Source organism: Cellvibrio sp. GW822-FHT04B05 (assembly GCF_058800985.1).
Genome location: NZ_JBXAMU010000005.1, coordinates 508231 through 529939, shown reverse-complemented (window position 1 = coordinate 529939; position 21709 = coordinate 508231). Strand labels below are relative to the sequence as shown.

Here is a 21709-nt window from a genome sequence, read left to right as displayed (position 1 = left end):
CTATGAGCTATGAGCTAATAAAATGTGTAATCAGTATTTTTTAATTATCTTTCAATGCCTGGATTAAGTTGACGCATAATACATTGGATTATTGAATTAATAATTTTTCAGGGCACATGAATACAATATGAGCGACCTGGCGGGGTTGCGGCTGTGTGATGCTCGTCTCGATCGCACTGTCGTCTACTCGGCATAAACACGTACGGCTCATGTCATTTAACCGTACGAACCATTATGTGCGTTCTCATTGTTGATGATTAATCGTATTCCGCTATAAAAATTATCTGCTTACTGTGCCATGTTTGGCTAAAAACCCGCCTTTTCATCCCATGTTTCTGTATGCCGCCAAAGTGAGATGAGTTTTGTCCCTCCTTGTTCGTACCATAAGCGGGCTCAGTGAACCATATGACCCTATATCAAATAACAAGTAACCGGTTTGCGACGAGCCATTCAACTGTGAGGTTATGCCGTAATTTCATCTCCATTTTTCAACCTTCAACGCAGTGCAGCGTACTTGGCAAATAATGCTTTGGCGTAGTCCTGCGTCATTCCAGTTCTATTGGAGGCAACTCAATGAACACCTTTATAAACATAATTAGGTGGTGCAGAAGTATTAACAACCTGTGTTACTCGTTCATGGCTTTAGCGGCATTGTTTGTTGCAGCATCTGCAACAGCACAAGCACCGAAATCGATCGATTTTCAGCGGACGGTAGTCGCGGAGGGATTGGATTTACCCATGGAGTTTGAAATTTCGGCCGATGGCCGCGCGTTTGTCGTGAGCAAATGCGGCAAGTTTTACGGTTGGAAATTAGATGGTGGGGTCGCCACTGTCACTTCCACTGTGCCCAATGTGCGCTGCGTATTTGAGGATGGTTTGCTGAGCCTCGCGCTTGATCCCAAATTTACCCAGAATGGCTATATATACGTCCAATACACATCTCCGGGCAGCAAGACACGTGTGTCGCGTTTTACGGTAAATGCGAATAACGCGCTGGTTGCAGGATCGGAATCTATTTTATTGGAGTGGATTACCGGTAACGAAGCCCATGGTCACATGGGTGGCAGTATGAAGTTTGATAAGAGCGGCAACCTGTTGATCACCACCGGTGATAACAACGCGGCGAGTGGATATTTCTCGGAAGGCGCGCAGGCGACTTCGGGCAATACCAATGACTTGCGCGGTAAAGTTTTGCGCATCACGCCAACGGCTGACGGCAAATATACGATTCCAGCGGGGAATTTATTTCCTGCGGATGCAACCCATCGCGCTGAAATTTACGGCATGGGTTTCCGCAATCCCTTCCGGATTAATATCGATCCGCTAACCGGTTATTTATATCTGGGTGATATCGGCCCGGATTCATCGGCGGCAAGTGCCGAAGGCCCCGGCGGAATGGATGAAATCCATGAGCTGCGCACTGCAGGCAATTACGGCTGGCCCTACATTATCGGTTTTAACGAACCCTATGCCGGTTTTAATCCCAATAACATCGTCAATAACCACGCGCGCAATACCGGGGCGAAAAACCTTCCGCCCGCCAAGCCGGCGCTCTGGACCATTCGCCACCAGGCGACCATGGCCGGGCCTGTGTATCGCTTTAATGAAGCCATTACCAATGAATTTAAATTGCCCGCCTATTACGACGGCCGGTTGATTTTTTGGGATTTTAACAGCAGCAAATTTTTTACGATCAATCTCGCCGCCAATGCCAGTCCACCGGTTGCAGAAGAGTTTCCGTTGAACACGGCGAATTTCCAGGGCGCTATCGACGTCGAGCTTGATCCGCGTACGCAGCAACTTTACGTGTTGCAATGGGGTTCAGGGTGCTGCGACAAAGAGCCCTTTGGCAATGGCGTGCTGTACCGCTTTGATTACATCGGCGACCGCTATAACGGCACCAATGTTGCCGTGGGTGGTGTGGCTACTGCTACTTCGGAAACCGGTGGGAATCTGGCTGCCTATGCAATTGATGGCAACCCGAATACCCGCTGGGAAAGTACTGCATCTGACCCGCAAAGCTTGACTGTCGACCTGCGTACGCCGACAACTATCGCCACGATTGTGATCAAGTGGGAGGCGGCATACAGTTCCAGGTACATCATCGAAGCCTCGGTTAACGGTACGACCTGGGAGCGCCTGGTTACCAACAATAACGGTACCGGCAATTCCGAATTGCATATGATCAACTCAACCAAGGCTTACCGGTACGTGCGCTTGACGGGAACGGCACGGGCCAGCGCTTATGGTCATTCGATCTATGAATTTGAAGTGTTTGCGGGCAATGAACCCGAGCAGCCGCTCACGCAATATGCCTATTTGAATATGCCCAAAACATTGGATGCCAGTTTTACCGGGGTGCCTAAATTGCTGTCGCAAACCGGTGTCTTCAGCAACACGCCCAACATGGTGCCAAGTGCGAACCTTTTACCGTTTTCGCCTAATAGCCAACTCTATTCCGACAACGCGACCAAGGCGCGCTGGATCTCACTGCCTGCCAATACCAAAGTGAAATGGGACGCGAAAGAAAACTGGATTTATCCGCAGGGCACCGTCGTGGTGAAAAACTTTGAACTGCCCACCAATGCGAACAATCCGGCAACCAAAAGACGCTTGGAAACCCGCCTGCTGGTCGTTAAGGCCGATGGCAAAGTCTATGGCGTCACCTACAGATGGCGCGCGGACAACAGCGATGCGGATTTGTTAACCACAGGTGCGCAGCAGAACGTCAGCATCACCAATGCCGATGGCACAACCGCTACGCAAACCTGGACTTATCCGAGCCCGACAGAATGTATCGATTGCCATAACGCGCAGTCCAGCCAGATCCTCGGGTTAAGCACGCGCCAATTGAATGGGAATTACACCTATCCAAGTGGCGTGACCGAGAATCAGTTGGCGCACTGGAACAACCGCAATCTGTTCACACCGGCGTTTACCAATAGCCAGATCGCCGGTTTCGACAAAACGGTCGCACTCAACGATACCAGTGCATCCCTTGAAGCACGGGTGAAGTCTTATCTCGATGCCAACTGTGCGCATTGCCACGGCACCGGCGCTGGTGGTTCGCAATGGGATGCCCGCTTTAATACGCCGTTGAGCCAGATGAAAGTGGTAAACCTCGCCACCACCGGTATCCGCGATTACCTCGCCGATTACGGTATTGCCAATGCGAAAGTCGTGGCGGCAGGCGCGCCTCTGGAGTCGGTACTGTATATCCGTGATAAGAGCACCAATCCGAATGACCGTATGCCACCCATCGGCCGCTCGCTGGAACACAAGGAATATATCGATGTCCTGAGCCAATGGATTACCGGTCTGTCGGGTACGCCGCCACAAGGCAAAGTATTGCTATCCAAAGGCAAGCCGGTGACGACCTCGTCGGTTGAAGGTGGTTTTGTCGGCGCGAATGTTGTCGACGGCGATCCGCTAACACGTTGGGGTAGCCAGTTCTCTGATCCACAATGGATCGAGATCGATCTGCAAACCCCGCAAACCATCAGTGAAATTAAACTGCTGTGGGAAGCGGCTTACGGCAAGTCCTACAATATCCAGGGGTCGCTGAACCGCACTACTTGGACGCCGATTGTGAGCAAAACCAATGGCACCGGCGGCGCCGAAACCCATGGCAATTTGTCCGGCTCCTATCGTTATATTCGGTTGAATGGCCTCACCCGTGGAACCGGCTATGGTTACTCGTTATTTGAATTTGAAATCTGGGGCGGTAGCGATACTCCTGTTGCCACACCCACGATCAACTTCACCACACCGGCTGCGGGCCAGCAATATACCCAGGGCAGTGCGGTAACCTTGCAGGTATCCGTTTCCGATACAGCCTGGTTTAGCAGTGGCGGCACCTATAGGTACACGCTCGATGCCAATACAGCGGTGCCTGTCGCCAACGCCAATCCGGTCAGCATTCCGGCTCCGGCGGTCGGTCAACACAGCCTGCGCATCCAGCTTTATAACGCGGCCGGTCAAGCGGTGGGTACGGCGCGTACCAATAACTTCACGGTGAATGCGACAGTACCGGAAACACCGGTGTTGATCTCACAAAATAAAACCGTTACGACCTCGGCAGTGATCGGCAACAACAACGGTGCGGCGGCGGTTGACGGCAATATGGGTACGCGTTGGGAAAGTATTTTTGCCGATAACCAATACATCCAGATCGATCTCGGCGCCAAGATGAAGATCACCCAGATTGTGCTGGAGTGGGAAGCGGCGTACGGCAAAGGTTATGTGATCGAAGCATCGGATACCGGCACCGGCGGTTGGACGGAGTTGTTCCGCACCACCACCGGCAATGGCGGGCAGGATGCGCTGACCGTAAGCGGGCAGGGGCGTTATGTGCGCTTGACCGGCATTACCCGCGCTACCCAATATGGTTTCTCACTGTGGGAGTTCCGCGTTTACGGTACTCCGCTGGATGTGGTCACCACACCAACGATCAGCATCAGCTCACCAACGGCGGGCCAGCAATTTGTGCAGGGCAATACGGTCAGTCTGCAAGTGGCTGTCAGTGATGCAGCCTGGTTTAGCTCGGGCGGCAGCTATCGCTACTCGCTCAATAATGCGACTGCAATCAGGGTGACCAATGCAACTGCAGTCAATCTGGGTGCCTTACCGGTAGGTACTCACAGTGTTGCTGTAACGCTATTAAATGCGCAGAGCCAGGTGGTAGGCACCACCACAACCAACACCTTTACAGTGAGGACAGCGGGCGATACACCTGCCACGCCAAGTCCAGCCAAACTCGCGCCGGTCGGATCGACGGCCTCCAGTTTCCTCGGTGGCAATACCGTGGCAAATGCGCACGACGGCAATGTCGCGACCCGTTGGGAAAGTGCGGAATCCGATGCCCAATACATCCAATTGGATATGGGCAAAAGTATTCACTTCACCCGCGTTGTATTGAATTGGGAAGCGGCCTACGGCAAGAGCTACGTGATCGAAGTATCTGAAAACGGCAGTACCTGGGAAATCGTCAATACCACCACTAATGGTGATGGCGGTATCGATACCCTGGTGCTTGACGGTCAGAAAGGTCGATACATCCGTATGCGCGGAATACAGCGCGCCACTGGCTACGGCTACTCGCTGTTTGAGTTCGAAGTATACGGTGTTCCTGCCGATGCAAATCTCGCGCTCATCAGCTTTGTGTCGCCAGCAAATGATGCGGTGATTGCGCAGACCGAAGTGGTGAAATTCCGTGTGGCAGTTACCGATGCGAATTGGTTTAACGCGGGTGGTTATGTTTACTACCTGGATACCAATCCTGCTGTGCGTGTTAACAATCTCAATGAAATAAATCTGGGGCTGTTATCGACCGGTCAACACAGTCTGCGCATCAGTCTGGTCAACAGCAGTGGGGTGGAAGTCAGTGTGCCCAAGATACGTAAATTCCGTGTGAGTTGTGGAGCGACTTGTCCGAAAGTGTTGGTCTTCTCCAAAACATCCGGTTTCCGTCATGACTCAATTCCCGCGGGTATTGCAATGGTGCAACAGATCGCCCAAGCCAACGGTTATTCCGTCACTGCATCGGAGGACTCAAGCATTTTCACCACCGCTAATCTCGCGCAGTACTCAACCATTGTGTTTATGAATACCACCGGCGATATCTTCACTGATGCGCAGAAAACCGCGTTCAGGTCCTATATGGAAAATGGCGGTGGTTTTGTCGGTACTCACTCAGCAGCGGACACAGAACACGGCTGGGCCTGGTATACCGGAACCCTGTTTGCCGGCGCTGAATTTATCCATCACGGCGATGGAATCCCGCGCGCGAAAGTGAAAATCGAAAAACCGGAAAACACATTGGTCAAACACATTGGCGCTGAATGGATGCTCGGCGACGAATGGTATTTCTGGAAAACCAATCCGCGCAGTGTGGGTAACGTTGAAGTTCTGGGCACGCTGGATCGCACCAGTTATGCATCGAATTATCCGGTCGCTGACCATCCGGTAATTTTCACCAACACCGTTGGAACCGGACGGATGTTCTATACCGCGATCGGTCACGTCGATGCGAATTTCTCCGATCCCAATATGGTGGAGATGATCCGTAAAGCGATTGAGTGGACCTCCGCCAAGTAATCAGTGATTTAAGGTAAATCCTCGCTTGTCCGCGCTGCTAATACAGCGCGGACTTTTTCATGTAGCTTTGGTATCGAAAAGGTTATGAACAACACTAAAACGACAACATCATTAGAAATTTTTACGCCGCTTTCTATTAGGTTATTGCCGCTGACTTTATTACTCAACGCAGCGCCGCTTTTTGCGCAACAACACACTGTTGAACAAGTGATTGTTACCGGCACATACAATCCACTGGCCATGGAACAAGTGTCATCCAGTGTGAGTGTGGTTGATCGGGAAATAGTGGTGCAGTTGAATAAAACCAATCTTGCCGATGTGCTGCAATCGGTGCCCGGAGTGCTAATCGAACAACAAGGTGGTCCCGGTGGATTGGCGGTAGCATCCATTCGCGGCGGTGAATCAAATTACACGCTGGTGTTGATTGATGGCGTCGCGGTAAATGACCCGGGCAACAGCCGTGGCGGCGCATTTGATTTGAATAGCATCAATGTGGATTCTATTGAGCGCATTGAAATTGTGCGTGGTCCACAGTCAGCTATTTATGGGGCTGACGCATTGGCGGGTGTCATTAACATTATCAGTCTGCGTCCCCGGCAGGGACATCAACAATCTGCGTCGGCGACGATTGGTGACAAAGGGTTTCAGCAAGGCGGTTTTAGTGCATTGGGTGCAAATGACCAGGTGGATTACTCGCTACAAGTACGTATGCGCGACTCTGGTGAACCTGTTGAAGGAAGCAGGGCGGAAGACAGTGAAATTAATTTACGTTTGGACTGGCGACCTACAGATGCGCATTTTTTTAGCGCAAATGTTCGCTATTTTGACGGTGACCGCAGCAATTATCCCGAACAAAGCGGCGGCCCTGAATTCGCTATCTCGCCCGCATTGGATTACACCGACTACACCGATAAAAGTGTTGCACTTGGCTGGCAATTTCAGTTATCCGATTATTGGAAAAGTCATGTACAAGGCACTCGCTACCAACGTTCGGAATCATTTACATCACCGGGCATTGCACCCTATGGCGCAATACCCGCGAACGGCGCCGATACGGATTTTGAGCGGCAGCAAATCTCCTGGATAAATACCTTTGGGCAACAGGGAAAACTGTGGGCCAATATCGGATTGGAAAATCGTAAAGAAGAAGGCGACAGTCGCGGTTATCTGGATGTTGGTTTTATGGTACCCACGGATTTTTCATTGGATCGTTCTACCGATAGCGGTTTTGTTGATGTAAATGGGCAAGTGAATGAAAAATTATTACTGCAAGCCAGCGTGCGCACTGATGATACCGATGGATTCAGTCGCGAAACATCAAGCCGGTTCGGTTTACGTTACCAATTATCGGAGTCAATTGCGCTGCGCACGCATTATGGTGATGGATATAAATTGCCGAGCTTTTTTGCGCTTGGGCATCCGCTGGTGGGTAATGCAGATTTGAAGCCTGAAAAAGTGGATAGTTGGGACGCCGGAATCGCGTGGCAAGTGTCAAATCAATTCGTCACCGGTATTGATTATTTCGCTAACGATTTCCGTGATCCCATTGATTTTGACAGTGGACTTTTTACCAACGTTAATCGTGAGCAAATCAAAACCAGCGGTGTTGAGTGGCAGGCGCAATGGAACAGCGTGGATAATCGTGTAGGTCTGCGTGGCAATGCAACCTATACCGATATTGATGTGAAAGACAGCGTCTCGGTATTAACCGGTCGCCCGCAATGGCGTGCGGGCGTGGCGGCGCATTGGCAAATCAGCGACAGCTTGCGCACAAGTCTGGATTACCAACAAATCGGTGAACAGTTTGCAACCAGTCAACACACCGGTGAAGCAACGCTGCATGAGTTGAATGATTACCAGCGACTTGATGCCAATTTTTTTTGGTCGATCAGCGATTCACTCAGGATGACGGTATCGGTGGAAAATCTCTTCGATAATTCAGCGTCGACTGCCGTTGGCTTTCCTGCTCCTGGTTTATTATGGCGTGTTGGTTTGCAATGGAGAACAGATCAGTAAAACTGCTTAATGAGTCATCGCCAACCGAGTTTGCCATGAGGTCGGCGATACTTTTTTTAGTTTTTTATTTATTGTTATTGCTACGCACTAAGCGTAAAGGTAAGCGGTCACCACGAAAGCCATTGTAATAATGTGATGCGCCTGTACTAAAATCCACTGTCTGCGCGTGTTCGGGATAATGTTGATAGGTTGATACTGACCAGTAAGGCATTGCCAGTGTTAATGGAAATATAGTGGAATCAATAACGGGTTTTTTATTGGTGTCGACCACCAGTGTTTTTAATTCATCAATTGTCGGTACACGCCAATCATCAAAGCCACACAGTTTTTCGGTGTTGGCAGCCTTGAGCAAATTATTCCAGTCATCAAAAAAAATAGTGCCGGTTTTTTCAGCGCCAATCCCTCCCCAGCGATAAACGTTATCTTTATCATAAATACCATCGTCGTCGGTTTTTAATTCCCAGGTTAGGCCTGATTGCTGGCTGGTTGCGCAACGCGCGATCGTCGAAGTTGGTTTTCCTTCTTTATCCAATAGGCTGTAGGCTTCTTTTTTAACAATACTGTCTTTATTGTCGTGCTCAATGGCATGGCAAATAAGTGCTAGTAGGTTGACTATGAATAGGATCGCAATAAATAAATTTGATTTCAAATCTGCCACCTCTCTGGAAAAGCAATTATTGTAGATTTACGCGCATTATCTCATTTTAATTGCTGCAGAAAATCCAATTGGTCTAAATAAAATCGCTCGAAGACGTCATTTCTCTAGTAAATGTAGTTTGATCGGATAAATGAAAGTGAGTGCCTTATATATTATGAGGATGAAGAATAGTGAATGGCATTTATATTTGCATAGGTTTTGATTTTGAAAATGCGAATATTAATTACTAAACTATTTTTCATATCAATAAACTTTTTAACATTCAATGGTATTTTTTATTATTTGTTTTACTTAAATTGATTTTTATCAAGAATAGATATTTGTAGTTACTGGATAAATTTTTGCTTTTATACTATTAATAGTAAGAGTTTTTAAAGCTGCGTCAGTAATGCGATTTTTGTTATATTTATAAGTCAAATCGTGGAAGTAATGCAATGGAGTCTGTTATGAAAAATCAATGTTTATACGCTAAATTCAGTGCTTTAGCTGCTTTAGTTATTATCCCTTCTTTTAATATCAATGCTGCAACAGTGAATGGTACACTTGACATTACAGCTACTGTTGGTGCTGGTTGCCAAGTTAATAATGCTAATGTCAGTTCGGGTATTATTGATTTTGGTTCACTCAATTTTGGTAGTATTAATACCATCGGTGCAGCAAATATCGATGCACAAACTACCGGTGGTGGTAGTGGCGGAATTGTAATGGAGTGCTCTAATGGAACGCCGTTTACGATTACCTTGGATAATGGTTTATATTTTTCCGGCGGTACTCGCGCCATGGCAAATATAAGCGCTCCATCAACATTATTGTCTTACACTCTCTATCAAAATGCCGCGCGCACATTACCATGGACGACAGGAACTCCGCTTAGTAGCACTGCTAATGGTGCGCCAACTACCTTTAATGTGTATGGCCGTATTCCCGGAGGGCAGAGTGGAATCTCGGCAGGCACCTACACTGATACCATTCAAGTCGTTATTACCTGGTAGCTCGGTTGTTGTTCAAGTGCGAATAATGAAATGGCTCACTTGGATAATTCTACTTTGGGTATTTATTGTATCCACTAGCTGGGCGGTCAATGATAAAACCCTGACATCAAGTGTAACCCAGATCAAAATCCAGATTGTGAATGGTTGCCTCCTGAATAATGTATCAACTGGAGCTACTGTGCTAGGCACACTAAATTTTGGTGATATCTATAAAAGCAATACGCTAAAAAATGGTGTAACTGCTTCCGGCAGTGGAAATATTTTGCTGCGTTGTACTCCCGGTACTACAGCCAAAATCACTTTGGGTGCTGGTCTGTATGGAACAGGTACTAGCGACCGGAAAATGCGTCTGATTACTGGCACCAGCACATTAAATTATCAACTTTATACCTCATCAGACCGCCTTACCGTGTGGGACGATGCCTTGGGGCTTTCCATTGTATTTAGCGACGGCGCGACTAAAACATTTCCTGTATATGGCCGTGTATTGGCGCAACCGACACCACCATCCGGACAATACATAGACCAAGTCTTGGTTACGGTGACTTACTAATAATATTTTAATGCACTCTTTTAGAGGAGAGCGTGAGAAGAAAAATCAGTGTTGTTTACACCTAAGAAATTCACGGGAAGAAGCTTATGGAAAAATACTTGGGTAAGAAACGTTATTATCTGATTGCAATTTGGATGTTGTTATTGGCTATAAAACTTGATGCAGCTAGCCTCGGTGTCTGGCCAATTAATCCACGCATTGATGCGCCTGCATCCGCTACGATGGTCTGGGTCAGGAACAACAGTGTAACTGAAGATATAGTTTTACAAGCACGTGTCTTGAAATGGAGCCAGCATGATAATGCCGAGCAATACGATGCGCAGGATGATTTAGTGGTAAGTCCGCCGTTAATTACCGTTAAGCCCGGTACGCAACAAGTTTTTCGTGTAGTAAATCGAAAAGGCGTTGTCTTAAACGCTGTAGAGGAAAAAAGCTTTCGCTTGATTATCGATGAAATCCCGGTAGAAGGAAAAAAGAGTGAGGCGCCATTGAGCTTCCAAATGCGCTATTCACTTCCTCTGTTTGTTGGTATCCCCGCTGCTTATGCTGATAAAAATGTTGGCCATCGTTTGCGTGCAATGGCAGAAGGCCTGCGATATCGGATAATTTCCCAACCACAACCCGCTATCGAAATCACTAATAGGGGAAGTTTTAATGCCCGCCTTAGTAAAGTGAGAATGGATGTTGAAGGTGAATCCTCCATTATTTTAAGCGAGGGATTGTTAGGGTATGTGCTTGTTGGTTCGACTAAATCCTGGCCCATAGATGCAAAGCATTTAAGTAAAGTACAGCAAAAAAAAATAACACTGGTTTTCGAGCAGGATAGGCAGGAGCTGGAAATTGCAGCACTATGATCCACATAGGACATTATGGATATATCTGGTCCTTGCGGTTTGTATTGGTACTGCCAGAGCAGATGATGTTCTCTATCTGGAAATATTTATTAATAATAAAAATACCGGGCAACTAATTGAAGTAATTAGGAAAGGTAATGACTGGGAAGTTTCTTCCGCTGACTTTCGCTCCATAGGTGTGATGCTTGCACCATCAACGGATTCGCGCATTTTATTGAGTTCGTTACCCGGTGTGTCGGCTGCTTATGATGAAGCCTTGCAGCAATTATTTGTTAGCGTTCCAGGGAGTATGTTGCCACTTCAGTCTTTCAGTACTTATGCTAAAGGTATTCGGGAGAATTCTTCGCGGCGCGACAAAGGCGCTTTTGTTAATTATAACCTGGTGGCAATAAACGATCAGATAGGAACCCAGACATCTATATGGCATGAGCTTTATTGGTTTAGTCACAGCTATTACTTAATGAGTAATGGTTTGTTGCAAGATAGATCTGTCGAAGGTATAGATTCGGATTACATTCGTTTTGATACCTATTACCAAAAAGACCATGAAAGTGATTTGCGTAGTGTGACAGTGGGCGATGTTATCAATGCAACGCCGACCTGGGGTAGAAGTATTCGTATAGGCGGAATGCGTTTTGCGCGTGATTATGAATTGGATCCGAATCTTATTACGTATCCTTTGCCTGAGTTTTACGGCGAATCCGCAGTACCGGGTAGCGTAGACGTCCTTATCAATGACCAATTGCGCTGGCGCGATAATGTTAGTCCAGGCCCTTTTTTAATTGACACTATGCCCCATATTTCCGGCGCCGGCATCGCCGATATTATTACTACTGATTTACAAGGACGGCAGGCACGGCAAACGGTAAATTTTTATGTGGCCAGCGAATTGTTGTCGCCTGGTATGTTGGATTACGATCTGACATTCGGATTTCGGCGCGAAGACTTTGGTTTACGTTCGGATAATTACGCCGCCGAACCGGTAGCCAGTGGCAGTTTTCGCTACGGTGTTAATTCTTTTCTTACGCCACAAATCCTTGTTCAAACCGGTGAGGGGCTTAATCTGGGTGGCTTGGGTTTTACTTTGCTCGCCAGCCATTACGGTGTTGTGGAGCTTTCTCATGTATCAAGTGAATACCGCGACAACAACGGTTATCAAAATGCTATTGGCTACTCATACAACAATAAATGGGTTGGTTTTAGTTCTCGTTATTTAAAACGTTCTGGACACTACCATGATCTTGGTTCGATTGATCAGGGTGTCATGCGCGATTCGCAATTGCAGGTAGCGTTTTCAATTTATGGCGATGAATTAGGATCATTTAATTTAGGTTATTTTCGTATGAGTGAACCGTTCGCTGGCATACGTGAATTTATGAGTTTTTCCTGGAGTCGCTACTTTCGTTCGGGCCTCACACTTTTCTCCAATATCAATCGTCAACTCGGTGGTAATCGCGATAGCATTATTAGCCTTACTTTAAGCATGCCGATTGGACGCGAAGGGCACGCAAGCATCGGTAGCCTGCGCGATGTTGATGTCGGTTGGCATTCACAAATTCAAGCAATGCGTAATGCGCCTTATGAAGGTGGATTGGGATGGAGTGCTGCCTTAGACGATAGCAGCAACAGGAACAGTTATGCTTCGCTTGACTGGCGTGCTGACGTTACTGAAACTTCGGCCAGTGTTTATCGCAATAGTGGGCAAACACAGGTTTCCGGTGAAATTGCCGGTGCTTTAGTGCTAATGGATAATAGTATTTATGCAAGTAGAACTATTCTTGATTCATTTGCGTTAGTTGAAGCGAGGCAGGCTGATGTTCCGGTTTTAATCGGCAACCAACTGGTAGGGGAAACTGATGACGATGGAAAATTATTGGTTCCCGACTTAAGCAGTTATCTGGAAAACCGTATAGCGATTGATCCGGCGCAGTTGCCAGCAAATGCCTCAATTAGTTCGATTGAACAAATGGTGGTGCCTCGTCGTAAAGGTGGTGTGTATTTGCAGTTCCCGCTGCATTTTTTTCAATCCGTAATTATTGAGGCACATATCTCGGAACAGCAGCCACTGCCGTTGGGTAGTATTTTGTACACGGCTGACGGCAATCAGGAGTATGTCGTTGGCTGGAATGGTGAAGTATATATCGAAGATTTGTCGGCCCCACTGGAACTTTATTGGAAGTCTGGAAATTGTGTATTGAATGTTAATCCCCCTGCAGATACCTCCGGGTCATTGCCGCGCCTGGGTGTTGTTATTTGTCATCAAGCCAGTGAGGTTGTCGAATGAAAAAATCTGGCTGTTTTTTTTCGTTGGTTGTGTGCAGTATTTTTTTATCGAGCTTTACACTTCAGGTTTTGGCAGCTTGCAATGCCACTGCTACCACTACGCCGGCTACTATTAGCTACGGCACTTATGCATCCCAAAGCGTTCCACTGGGAAATATTTCGCCTAATGGTTCTTCGGTAGCTGCCAGTTTTTTGGTCACCTGTTCAAGTGGCTTGACACTAACTCTGCTTAACACTAATAGCTGGTTGCGTTACGCAGCGCAACAGCCGCTTACCATGTCAAATGGTATCGATTCTATTTCCTACGTGATGGGAAGCAATTCGACTTACACACCTGCTATTACTGCATCGGGACAAAGCATTGGGGGGCCATCAGGATTTCAGTTATTAACCTTGGGCGTATTAACCTCTGGTAATGTGAACATTCCTCTCCATGTTAAAACGGCAACCACTGCAATCTGGCCCAGTGCAGGTACATATACTGGAACGCAATCATTATTGGTAGATGGTTCTATTTGTACAGGCATAGGGTTGCCGGGGATTTGCATTAGTTCATCGCCGGTGAATTCAACAGTCACTATGTCTATGACAATGACGGTGAGTAAAAGCTGCGAATTTATAAGTAGTCCTACAGTGGTGGATTTCGGTGTGGTTAGTTTTCTGGAAAGTGCGCCGACAGCAACACTCTCAACAAGTTTGCGCTGTACTAATAGTGAGGATTATTTATTTTATCCCGACAATGGCAGCCACTATGCATCAGGTTCGCGCAATATGGTTAGCGTTGGCGGGCAAGCTATTAAATACCAAATTTACCAGCCAAGCTCCACTTCTGTACAGGTGAGTTCCTCTAATCCGTTAAACCGTTTAGGGACAGGTGCGAGTGAAACGATTATATTGCCTATCCGGATCACCAGTGGGCAATCGGTAGCTATTGCCGGTGTTTATACCGATAGTGTACGCATGGTAATTGAGTACTAGGATTCGATTGCGCTGCCTGTTATTTCAATCTGCATCAATTCATCCGTGTCAGCTCAATCTTACCCATTTCCTGTTTTCACTTATGTTGGTTGGCGTACCGAGTCATGCCTGATAGCCCCGTAATCTCCCATTTCAATTTAACGATATCCGTTGCTACTCATCGGATCTTAGTTGTTGTTGGAAAAGGAAAAGTCATGAAGTGTTTATTTCTTACCTCCAGTCCAGGTTATGGCCATACCCGTGCTGCAGAAGCAATAGAACAGGTGCTCCAATACAGTCATCCCAATATCGAAACCCGGTATCTGAATATAACCAGTCTTATTGATGAGAAGGTGAGTGCCGCAATCCAGGACGGCTATTTGCGCATGACAGCGGAGCAGCCTGAGCTTTATCAGAAACTCTATGATCTCGATAAAAATTTCTATCGCCAGCTTGCAGGCAAGATTCCTGCAGATAAAAATTTGGTGGAATTTCTTGATGAGCAACAGCACCGCTCTTTTCCCGAGGTGTTTGAGCGCTCCCGTTTCTCGCTTCCGGTATTCCACAAAAATCTCGATAGCGCGTTATTCAATACGCTGATCAACAGTATTTGCAATCGCAATAAAATTCCCGCTGGACGTCTGCTAACCCAAGGGCTGCTGGGGTTGATCTATAACATCATGGCAACACGATTAAGAAAATTCGTCAACGAGTATGAGCCAGATGTCTTGATTGCTACCCAAATGTACCCTAATGCATTGCTATCACGCTCAATTCAAAAAGGCTTGATTACGCAGCCGGTCATAGGTGTATTAACGGACTACGGTGTGCATGGGGTATGGGTGCGCGATACAACAAGTTTATATTGTGTCAGCCACGAAGAGGTTGCCGAGTCTTTACGCAAACAGGGGGTTGCAGCAAATCGGATTAAAGTAACAGGGATTCCATTAGTACCGGCGTTTTCCAATATTCCCACTCAAACACAGGCGCGTGTACATCTCGGCCTTGAACAACATCCGACAGTATTAATTACCGGCGGCCAATGCAGCATCGGTGTGGTGGAAGCGGTGAAACAATTGTTGAATGATGAGCGCCACAATTATCAGGTGCTGGTTACCGGTGGTGCAAACCCGGCGGATGTGGACGCACTGCGTCAGCTGTCGAAGCATTATCAAAATCGCTTTCGTTTATATGGATGGTGTAAGGATATTAGTTATTTAATCTGTGCTGCAGATGTGGTGATTGGTAAGCCGGGAGGTTTAACTGTCAGTGAAACACTTGCGTGCGGAAGACCTTTTATTGCTACTTGTTGTCTAGGTGGACAAGAAGCACATAATGTTCAATTTTTGCAAGCAAAAAAGGCGGGGCTGCGCGTGGATTTACCCCAACTACCCGCTGTGCTGGATGAACTATTCAGCAATCCCGAACTGCTGCGCAATATGAAACGAAATGCCTATCAACTGGGCCGTGCGGATGCTGCCATGGCAGTTGTTGCAGAATTGGAAAATATTCTGCAGCAGAGAGAGGCAGTCTATTTGGAGCAGGCAAATACAGGTGCGCTATGAAAAACACATTATTCTATCGATTTATGTGTTGGTACGATGCTTCCTGGCGGCGCAGGCATGGAGTGGAAAAATTTAACGAGCTGTTAAGTTTCTCCTTCGAAACATTCGCCGGCGAGCGGCGGGTGATGAATGACGGGACATGGGTGGAGCCTGGCGATCATTTGGCTATTCTGCATTTTAATCGCGAGTGTTTTATCGGATCGTCTTCAAACCCGCAGCATTATATTCGCAATGCATTGCGCTTTCGAAAATTACTTTTGTCTTCATTTAAGCATCTGGCCGATAACATTGGCACCCATGACCAACTCAGGCATGTAAAAGTATTTCATGGTGTAAGTTGGTTGCCTCCCCATGGGGAAAAACTGGGCTTCCTGATTGAGCGTCTGCCAGATTCTGCGCTCACTCTGGTACGAAAATTTTATTTTAAAGTATTACTGCGTGTTTTTTTTCCGCATGTATCTGCGCTTGAGAATAATCGTATCCAACCACATGCTTATTGGTTAACACGCCAAAATTTACTTAAATATTTCTCTGCGGAGCCATCAACCAATGAGCTTATCCCTGAGCAAAAGTAAGGCATTGATTCCGTGGTTTTCTGACCGGACGCCTTTGCCGGCGCCAATTCATTCCATTGCCGATTTTAATAGTATTAGCAAAGCCGCCGTGCCGCAAAATTGTGCGGTCTGCCTGACATTTGACGATGGTCCAGATCCAGTCTATACGCAAAAAATCCTGAACCTTTTGGCTGATTACGATGCAAAAGCTACTTTTTTTGTAATGGGCGAGGCTGCAGAACAATATCCGGATTTAATCAAACAAATGGCAACAGCCGGTCACACTATCGGTAACCATACCTATAGTCATTGTCATCCCTGGGCTATTACTTCCGGGCGCGCAAAGCAGGAAGTGGCTCGCACTACGGCAGTTATAGAAAATATTACCGGTGCAGCTCCACGCTGGTTTCGCCCACCATTCGGACGTTTACGCAATGCAATGCGTGAACAAGCACATGCTGAACACATGGCAACTATATTATGGAACCACAGCATTATTGATTGGGGGCTAATGGGGACGTATGCAGGAATAACGCAACGATTGGATCAAATAAAAGTCGGTGATATCGTTTTAATGCATGATGGTAAACGCGAGCATAATCACCCAGAAATAACGCTACAATGTTTGCCGGTTTTTCTTCGCTCTCTCAATGAGAGATCCCTGGTTACCACCACTCTCGATGAATTTACTTTTCCTGATAATTAATGAATGCTTGTTTTATCAGTGTACGAATAGGGATCATGCGTGGAAGATTCATTCCTGTGCCGCGTATTCGAATAAGCTTCCTCCGACAAACTCAACTTTAATAATTCGGTCGCCATCGCCCAATGCCGCGCTGCTTGTCCCTCTGGCTTGCCCTCGCTTTCCCAGATTTGTTGTGCGAGATCGCGGATGCTGTTCTCATCAAGCGATGCGTCATCCACGTCCGTATATCCGGTAGTGCGTCGAGCTGGGCTGAAAAAAAGAGTGCGACTTAATAGTACTAATCCTGTTACCACGCTGGAAATTAATAAAAATTTAGACAGTTTCATTACAATTCTCCCCTATCTATACCCAAAAGAAATTGGAGCTTTTTTCGTTCGGCCAATCCCTGGCCGCATATAGATCATCAACTAAAAATTATTATTTAAATAAAGATTACACTCTCGGAACAGGTGTTTCGCGTGCAAAAGAGCGGTGTCCTGCCAGTGCATTTTTAAATTGCGAAAGAGATTCCGGTAGTACATCCTGTTGATCAATCACTATTGCTGGATCAGCAGTGCCATCAGGCAACGTCAAAGGAATATCCGCAATCGTTAACACTTGCGCACCACCGCCAATAGCGTAAATAGGTTTGCAATGACGATATTGCTGCCGGACAAAATCCAGTGCGTCGGCATTTTCTTGCAGAGGCTGATTTGGTAAATCGTTCTGAATAATAATAACACCGTCGTAGAGTACGGATGGACCTGCTTCAAGTGTTATTTCAATATCGAGAACTTTACCACCGGCAGCGACTATTTTTCCAAGGCGTGCACCGACTAACCGCGGTACGGCTCCTTCGTTAATCAAATCTTCATATAGGTCGCTGATTACATTCTCATCGCTGTCTTCATTGATAATGATTGCAACACGGCGTGTGCCTATGCCGGTTGATCCTGGGCGAAACAATAAAGAAAGGGCAGGTGATGGCGAATAAGTAGGTGGTGTTAAATTGGATGCAAGCGGCATCGGTGGTGGAACTTCAATACCCAATCCTTCGGCAACACCTGTTGCTAATTTTGCATTGACATTGACCAATAGAGACACAACACGTTTGCGAATTGCTGGTGTTTGCACGCGCGTCAATTCAAAGCGAAATGCGTTGATAATATGTGTTTGTTCCACACTTGATTGACTCTCCCAAAATAATCGCGCTTGGGAATAATGATCCGAAAATAATTCCGGGTTACCGCGCACTTTATCCTCAGCGATTGGTTCTGGATAACTTTTATAGCCCGACATTCCTGCCTGAAATGGGCAACCGCCCGCGAGTGAATTTGGTTCGTAACTTACTCGTCCGCGATTGATCGACTGACGATGCATTCCGTCACGTTGGTTATTGTGAACCTCTACGATTGGCGAATTAATCGGGATTTCATGGAAGTTGGCGCCGCCTAAACGACTAATTTGAGTATCGACATAGGAATGTATCCGACCCTGCAATAATGGATCATTTGAGAAATCAATACCCGGTATAACGTGTGCAGTACAAAAAGCGACTTGTTCCGTCTCTGCAAAAAAATTATCCGGGTTGCGGTTCAATGTCATTTTACCAACAGGTGTAATAGGTACCAACTCTTCAGGAACAATTTTGGTAGGATCAAGCACATCAAAAGGGAATTCGCTAGCTGTTTGCTCGGAAAATATTTGCAAGCCCAATTCATATTCCGGGAATGCGCCACCTTCAATTGCTTCCCATAAATCACGACGATGGAAATCGGGATCCGCGCCGATAATTTTCGCGGCTTCATCCCACACTAAAGAATGTGTGCCAGCCAATGGTGTCCAATGGAATTTACAAAAGACGGATTCTCCTGCGGCATTTACTAAACGGAACGTATGTACGCCGAAGCCTTGCATGGTGCGATAGCTACGTGGAATTGCCCGATCTGACATTTGCCACAGGAGCATATGAGTTGACTCCGGCATCAGTGACACAAAATCCCAGAAGGTATCATGGGCACTTGAGGCCTGTGGCATTCCATGATGTGGCTCGGCTTTTACCGCGTGAACCAAATCTGGAAATTTCATTGCATCCTGAATAAAAAAAACAGGAATATTATTACCGACCAGATCCCAATTACCTTCATCGGAATAAAACTTCACTGCAAAACCGCGTACATCTCGCACCGAATCTGCGGAACCACGCTCACCGGCAACCGTTGAAAATCGCACAAAAACCGGAGTACGTTTTCCTGCTGTCCTGAAAGGCGCAGCGGCGGTGATATCACTCAGGTCTTTATAGGATTCAAAATAACCGTGCGCAGCCGAGCCCCGTGCATGAACAACGCGTTCCGGAATACGTTCGTGGTCGAAGTGGGTTATTTTTTCGCGCAAGATAAAATCTTCTAGCGCCGTAGGGCCGCGCAAACCTATTTTTAATGAGTGTTGGTTATCGGCAATGAGCACGCCCTGATTGGTCGTCAGCGGTTGATTGCTACTATCGACTCTCACTCTATCGAGCGCAGCTACTGTAGGATTTTCTCCCAACTTTGGGTGTCCATCGCCGGTTTTGGCAGAATCAATAATTTCTGACGATGTGCTTCCGGTTGCAGCTGGCGATTCCGGCTCGACTGTCACCCCTGTTTCTGGCAATCGCGATGCATCGCCGTACTCATCAGGTTTGTTTTCATTAAATGGTATGTCACCTACCATTTGCTGGCTTGCAACAGTTTTTTCCAACAAACGTTGCTTAACCGGATTACTGGATCCAAGACTTTTTGGCGGAGTGTCTGTGGATGGACCAGAAACTGTGCTCAGTACAGAACCTGCGCCAGCAAGATCGTCGTTTGTTTTTGATGTACCCTTTTTCGATGTACCGTTCTTTGATGTGCTGCTCATAGTAAGGCCCTAACAGGTTGCGAATATGGTTAAATTTTTTACTTTGCGTGTTGCAGTACAGCGTCAATAAAATAGGGATGCTCTATGGAGTAAATTAATTTCTCCGGGCAAGCATTTTTTGGATTAAGGTAAATGCGCGCCACCAGTAACTCCGATGACTTCAGCGGTGATATAACTCGACTCCTGTGAAGCCAGGAATACGAAAGCCGGTGCAACTTCAGCTGGCTGGCCTGCACGTCCGAGTGGTACTTTGTCACCAAAATGCTCAAGTTTTTCACCAGGCTGCCCACCGCTTTGTTGTAATGGTGTCCATATCGGGCCGGGCGCAACCGCATTCACCCGAATTCCTTTTTTAATTAACATTTTTGCCAGGCTTTTGGTGAATGCAGTGATCGCACCTTTAGTAGACGCGTAGTCCAATAAGCCCGGTGATGGTTGATAGGATTGAATGGATGTTGTATTGATTATGCTTGCGCCAGCAGGCATATGAGGAACAGCGGCCTTGCTAATCCAAAACATGGCAAACACGTTGGTAGCAAAAGTTTTGGTGAATTGCTCAGTCGACAGATCATCCAATTCTTCAACAAATTGTTGTTTGCCTGCATTGTTAATCAGAATGTCAATTGAACCTAATTCATCAACAGTTTGTTGCACGAGCGTTTTGCAGAAATTTTCGTCGGTGATATCGCCGGGAATAGCTACGGCTTTTTGTCCAGCATCCTTAACTAGACTCAATGTTTTTTGCCCATCAACTTCTTCGCTAGGTAAATAGTTAATCACAACATCAGCGCCTTCGCGTGCAAACGCCAATGCAATCGCGCGACCGATCCCTGAGTCGCCGCCGGTGATGAGTGCTTTTCTGCCTACTAACCGTTTTGCACCGCAGTAACTTTCTTCACCATGATCTGCCTGTGGCTTTAAAATGGCATCCAGTCCCGGCTCAGGTTGTTGATCATCTGGTTTGGCTTGTGCTTTCGGGTACTGGGTTCGTGGATCTTGCATGGCGTATTGATCGAAAGTTTGCATTATCTTTCTCCCGCTTAAAAATAGTAGTGGAGGAAAGCATGTTCTCCCCTAAGGGCAGACTCTGTGCGTTGAATAACGTTGGGTGGAATTATGGGGATTAAGTGGCGGGAGAACTTGCATTATGCAAAATAGGGACATCAACAATACGGTGTGGAATATTAATGGGAAATCAAATGTGTTCAGACGGCGATATTATATTAGTCAATTCGCTTCTTTTTTTCGCTTGGTGAAGGTGAAATAGAAACGCTGTCTGCAATAGTATCGCGTTCCGAACGATTCACTCTGTCAACTTTGGCTGCTTTGTTGTGTACCAAGGCAATAACAACGGCAATAAGAATTAACACAATAAATCCAATAATCCAAAATGGATCGGGAGTAAATTCACCCATAGCTTTCACCTTTTTAATAGTGCAAAAATTGCAGCAAGAATAACCCACATCGACATTGATGTTTACAAGCATATTAATGGTCGATTGTGAAAGTAAAGAATACGGGACGAGAACCAATAGCTCGGTGTGATGGCGCACAATGGCGAGGATAGTAGTGTCAATTGCAGATTCTGATTAAGCGCT

15 protein-coding genes are annotated in these 21709 nt (G+C 46.7%); 10 read left to right on the top strand and 5 right to left on the bottom strand.

Annotated elements, in window-relative coordinates; all coding sequences use genetic code 11:
* Window positions 1–636: 636 nt before the first annotated feature.
* Window positions 637–6096: a discoidin domain-containing protein gene (locus AC1RJL_RS18040; protein ID WP_492916565.1), complete on the top strand. Its 5460-nt coding sequence runs from the start codon at window positions 637–639 to the stop codon at window positions 6094–6096.
* An 84-nt stretch (window positions 6097–6180) separates the two neighbouring features.
* Complete coding sequence (locus tag AC1RJL_RS18035; protein WP_492916563.1) at window positions 6181–8112, top strand: TonB-dependent receptor plug domain-containing protein; 1932 nt, start codon at window positions 6181–6183, stop codon at window positions 8110–8112.
* A gap of 64 nt (window positions 8113–8176) precedes the next feature.
* On the opposite strand, the gene AC1RJL_RS18030 is transcribed toward AC1RJL_RS18035, so the two are convergent.
* Window positions 8177–8761, bottom strand: coding sequence for an Lcl C-terminal domain-containing protein (locus tag AC1RJL_RS18030; protein WP_492916561.1), 585 nt, complete (start codon window positions 8759–8761; stop codon window positions 8177–8179).
* A gap of 455 nt (window positions 8762–9216) precedes the next feature.
* Here AC1RJL_RS18030 and AC1RJL_RS18025 point away from each other — a divergent pair, with 455 nt between their 5' ends.
* The 8 genes from AC1RJL_RS18025 to AC1RJL_RS17990 all read left to right on the top strand — a co-directional run bounded on the left by AC1RJL_RS18025 (window position 9217) and on the right by AC1RJL_RS17990 (window position 17234).
* Window positions 9217–9762 carry a Csu type fimbrial protein gene (locus tag AC1RJL_RS18025; RefSeq protein ID WP_492916559.1) on the top strand — a complete coding sequence of 182 codons (546 nt, stop codon included), beginning with the start codon at window positions 9217–9219 and terminating at the stop codon, window positions 9760–9762.
* A 25-nt stretch (window positions 9763–9787) separates the two neighbouring features.
* Window positions 9788–10315 (top strand): Csu type fimbrial protein, encoded by a 528-nt coding sequence (locus AC1RJL_RS18020; RefSeq protein WP_492916557.1) that lies wholly within the window; start codon window positions 9788–9790, stop codon window positions 10313–10315.
* Window positions 10316–10401: 86 nt separating this feature from the next.
* Entirely contained in the window at window positions 10402–11169 is a 768-nt protein-coding gene (locus AC1RJL_RS18015) for a fimbrial biogenesis chaperone (protein WP_492916555.1), read from the top strand.
* Entirely contained in the window at window positions 11156–13453 is a 2298-nt protein-coding gene (locus AC1RJL_RS18010; protein ID WP_492916553.1) for a fimbria/pilus outer membrane usher protein, read from the top strand. The genes AC1RJL_RS18015 and AC1RJL_RS18010 overlap by 14 nt, the downstream gene beginning before the upstream one ends.
* The gene (locus AC1RJL_RS18005) at window positions 13450–14430 is read left to right on the top strand and encodes a Csu type fimbrial protein (RefSeq protein WP_492916551.1); all 981 of its coding nucleotides are present in this window, start codon (window positions 13450–13452) and stop codon (window positions 14428–14430) included. Before AC1RJL_RS18010 ends, AC1RJL_RS18005 begins: the two co-directional genes overlap by 4 nt.
* Window positions 14431–14624: 194 nt before the next feature.
* Window positions 14625–15974: an MGDG synthase family glycosyltransferase gene (locus AC1RJL_RS18000; RefSeq protein WP_492916549.1), complete on the top strand. Its 1350-nt coding sequence runs from the start codon at window positions 14625–14627 to the stop codon at window positions 15972–15974.
* Window positions 15971–16549 (top strand): YkoP family protein, encoded by a 579-nt coding sequence (locus AC1RJL_RS17995; protein ID WP_492916547.1) that lies wholly within the window; start codon window positions 15971–15973, stop codon window positions 16547–16549. Before AC1RJL_RS18000 ends, AC1RJL_RS17995 begins: the two co-directional genes overlap by 4 nt.
* The gene (locus AC1RJL_RS17990; RefSeq protein ID WP_492916545.1) at window positions 16524–17234 is read left to right on the top strand and encodes a polysaccharide deacetylase family protein; all 711 of its coding nucleotides are present in this window, start codon (window positions 16524–16526) and stop codon (window positions 17232–17234) included. Before AC1RJL_RS17995 ends, AC1RJL_RS17990 begins: the two co-directional genes overlap by 26 nt.
* Here the strand turns inward: AC1RJL_RS17990 and AC1RJL_RS17985 are convergent.
* The 4 genes from AC1RJL_RS17985 to AC1RJL_RS17970 form a co-directional block, all read right to left on the bottom strand.
* On the bottom strand, window positions 17231–17560 hold the full coding sequence (locus AC1RJL_RS17985) for a DUF2934 domain-containing protein (RefSeq protein ID WP_492916543.1): 330 nt from the start codon (window positions 17558–17560) through the stop codon (window positions 17231–17233). The two genes, AC1RJL_RS17990 and AC1RJL_RS17985, sit on opposite strands and share 4 nt — an antisense overlap.
* Before the next feature lie 106 nt (window positions 17561–17666).
* Window positions 17667–20111, bottom strand: coding sequence for a catalase (locus tag AC1RJL_RS17980; protein WP_492916541.1), 2445 nt, complete (start codon window positions 20109–20111; stop codon window positions 17667–17669).
* A gap of 123 nt (window positions 20112–20234) precedes the next feature.
* Entirely contained in the window at window positions 20235–21137 is a 903-nt protein-coding gene (locus AC1RJL_RS17975) for an SDR family oxidoreductase (protein WP_492916539.1), read from the bottom strand.
* A 197-nt stretch (window positions 21138–21334) separates the two neighbouring features.
* Entirely contained in the window at window positions 21335–21526 is a 192-nt protein-coding gene (locus AC1RJL_RS17970) for a hypothetical protein (RefSeq protein ID WP_492916537.1), read from the bottom strand.
* Window positions 21527–21709: the final 183 nt, after the last annotated feature.

Bases quoted from the DNA above. Each gene is read 5' to 3' on its own strand.
- AC1RJL_RS18040 (WP_492916565.1), top strand. From the start codon at position 637: ATGGCTTTAGCGGCATTGTTTGTTGCAGCATCTGCAACAGCACAAGCA.
- AC1RJL_RS18035 (WP_492916563.1), top strand. From the start codon at position 6,181: ATGAACAACACTAAAACGACAACATCATTAGAAATTTTTACGCCGCTT.
- AC1RJL_RS18025 (WP_492916559.1), top strand. From the start codon at position 9,217: ATGAAAAATCAATGTTTATACGCTAAATTCAGTGCTTTAGCTGCTTTA.
- AC1RJL_RS18020 (WP_492916557.1), top strand. From the start codon at position 9,788: ATGAAATGGCTCACTTGGATAATTCTACTTTGGGTATTTATTGTATCC.
- AC1RJL_RS18015 (WP_492916555.1), top strand. From the start codon at position 10,402: ATGGAAAAATACTTGGGTAAGAAACGTTATTATCTGATTGCAATTTGG.
- AC1RJL_RS18005 (WP_492916551.1), top strand. From the start codon at position 13,450: ATGAAAAAATCTGGCTGTTTTTTTTCGTTGGTTGTGTGCAGTATTTTT.
- AC1RJL_RS18000 (WP_492916549.1), top strand. From the start codon at position 14,625: ATGAAGTGTTTATTTCTTACCTCCAGTCCAGGTTATGGCCATACCCGT.
- AC1RJL_RS17995 (WP_492916547.1), top strand. From the start codon at position 15,971: ATGAAAAACACATTATTCTATCGATTTATGTGTTGGTACGATGCTTCC.
- AC1RJL_RS17990 (WP_492916545.1), top strand. From the start codon at position 16,524: ATGAGCTTATCCCTGAGCAAAAGTAAGGCATTGATTCCGTGGTTTTCT.
- AC1RJL_RS17985 (WP_492916543.1), bottom strand. From the start codon at position 17,560: ATGAAACTGTCTAAATTTTTATTAATTTCCAGCGTGGTAACAGGATTA.
- AC1RJL_RS17980 (WP_492916541.1), bottom strand. From the start codon at position 20,111: ATGAGCAGCACATCAAAGAACGGTACATCGAAAAAGGGTACATCAAAA.
- AC1RJL_RS17975 (WP_492916539.1), bottom strand. From the start codon at position 21,137: ATGCAAACTTTCGATCAATACGCCATGCAAGATCCACGAACCCAGTAC.
- AC1RJL_RS17970 (WP_492916537.1), bottom strand. From the start codon at position 21,526: ATGGGTGAATTTACTCCCGATCCATTTTGGATTATTGGATTTATTGTG.